This is a genomic window from Streptococcus sp. SM5, assembly GCF_027497975.1.
Genome location: NZ_JAJNSC010000044.1, coordinates 1 through 2,498 on the forward strand (window position 1 = coordinate 1; position 2,498 = coordinate 2,498).

Consider the following 2,498-nt stretch of genomic DNA (forward strand, 5'->3'; position numbering starts at 1 on the left):
TATTCTCAGTTACTTTGGATAAGTCCTCGAGCTATTAGTATTAGTCCGCTACATGTGTCGCCACACTTCCACTTCTAACCTATCTACCTGATCATCTCTCAGGGCTCTTACTGATATAAAATCATGGGAAATCTCATCTTGAGGTGGGTTTCACACTTAGATGCTTTCAGCGTTTATCCCTTCCCTACATAGCTACCCAGCGATGCCTTTGGCAAGACAACTGGTACACCAGCGGTAAGTCCACTCTGGTCCTCTCGTACTAGGAGCAGATCCTCTCAAATTTCCTACGCCCGCGACGGATAGGGACCGAACTGTCTCACGACGTTCTGAACCCAGCTCGCGTGCCGCTTTAATGGGCGAACAGCCCAACCCTTGGGACCGACTACAGCCCCAGGATGCGACGAGCCGACATCGAGGTGCCAAACCTCCCCGTCGATGTGAACTCTTGGGGGAGATAAGCCTGTTATCCCCAGGGTAGCTTTTATCCGTTGAGCGATGGCCCTTCCATACGGAACCACCGGATCACTAAGCCCGACTTTCGTCCCTGCTCGAGTTGTAGCTCTCGCAGTCAAGCTCCCTTATACCTTTACACTCTGCGAATGATTTCCAACCATTCTGAGGGAACCTTTGGGCGCCTCCGTTACCTTTTAGGAGGCGACCGCCCCAGTCAAACTGCCCGTCAGACACTGTCTCCGATAGGGATCACCTATCCGGGTTAGAGTGGCCATAACACAAGGGTAGTATCCCAACAGCGTCTCCTTCGAAACTGGCGTCCCGATCTCATAGACTCCTACCTATCCTGTACATGTGGTACAGACACTCAATATCAAACTGCAGTAAAGCTCCATGGGGTCTTTCCGTCCTGTCGCGGGTAACCTGCATCTTCACAGGTACTAAAATTTCACCGAGTCTCTCGTTGAGACAGTGCCCAAATCATTACGCCTTTCGTGCGGGTCGGAACTTACCCGACAAGGAATTTCGCTACCTTAGGACCGTTATAGTTACGGCCGCCGTTTACTGGGGCTTCAATTCATACCTTCGCGTTACCGCTAAGCACTCCTCTTAACCTTCCAGCACCGGGCAGGCGTCACCCCCTATACATCATCTTACGATTTAGCAGAGAGCTGTGTTTTTGATAAACAGTTGCTTGGGCCTATTCACTGCGGCTGACCTAAAGTCAGCACCCCTTCTCCCGAAGTTACGGGGTCATTTTGCCGAGTTCCTTAACGAGAGTTCTCTCGCTCACCTGAGGCTACTCGCCTCGACTACCTGTGTCGGTTTGCGGTACGGGTAGAGTATGTTTAACGCTAGAAGCTTTTCTTGGCAGTGTGACGTCACTAACTTCGCTACTAAACTTCGCTCCCCATCACAGCTCAATGTTATAGAACTAAGCATTTAACTCAATTCACACCTCACTGCTTAGACAGACTCTTCCAATCGTCTGCTTTAGTTAGCCTACTGCGTCCCTCCATCACTACATACTCTAGTACAGGAATATCAACCTGTTGTCCATCGGATACACCTTTCGGTCTCTCCTTAGGTCCCGACTAACCCAGGGCGGACGAGCCTTCCCCTGGAAACCTTAGTCTTACGGTGGACAGGATTCTCACCTGTCTTTCGCTACTCATACCGGCATTCTCACTTCTATGCGTTCCAGCACTCCTCACGGTACACCTTCATCACACATAGAACGCTCTCCTACCATACCCATAAAAGGTATCCACAGCTTCGGTAAATTGTTTTAGCCCCGGTACATTTTCGGCGCAGGGTCACTCGACTAGTGAGCTATTACGCACTCTTTGAATGAATAGCTGCTTCTAAGCTAACATCCTAGTTGTCTGTGCAACCCCACATCCTTTTCCACTTAACAATTATTTTGGGACCTTAGCTGGTGGTCTGGGCTGTTTCCCTTTCGACTACGGATCTTAGCACTCGCAGTCTGACTGCCGACCATAATTCATTGGCATTCGGAGTTTATCTGAGATTGGTAATCCGGGATGGACCCCTCACCCAAACAGTGCTCTACCTCCAAGAATCTCTATGTCGACGCTAGCCCTAAAGCTATTTCGGAGAGAACCAGCTATCTCCAAGTTCGTTTGGAATTTCTCCGCTACCCACAAGTCATCCAAGCACTTTTCAACGTGCCCTGGTTCGGTCCTCCAGTGCGTCTTACCGCACCTTCAACCTGCTCATGGGTAGGTCACATGGTTTCGGGTCTACGACATAATACTAAGGCGCCCTATTCAGACTCGGTTTCCCTACGGCTCCGTCTCTTCAACTTAACCTCGCATCATATCGTAACTCGCCGGTTCATTCTACAAAAGGCACGCTCTCACCCATTAACGGGCTCGAACTTGTTGTAGGCACACGGTTTCAGGTTCTATTTCACTCCCCTCCCGGGGTGCTTTTCACCTTTCCCTCACGGTACTGGTTCACTATCGGTCACTAGGGAGTATTTAGGGTTGGGAGATGGTCCTCCCAGATTCCGACGGGATTTC

The 2,498-nt window shown here is 50.3% G+C and carries 1 rRNA gene; it reads right to left on the bottom strand.

The window, feature by feature from the left end:
* Positions 1-14: 14 nt before the first annotated feature.
* Positions 15-2,498, bottom strand: a 23S ribosomal RNA gene (locus PAN07_RS17240); the annotation flags it as partial.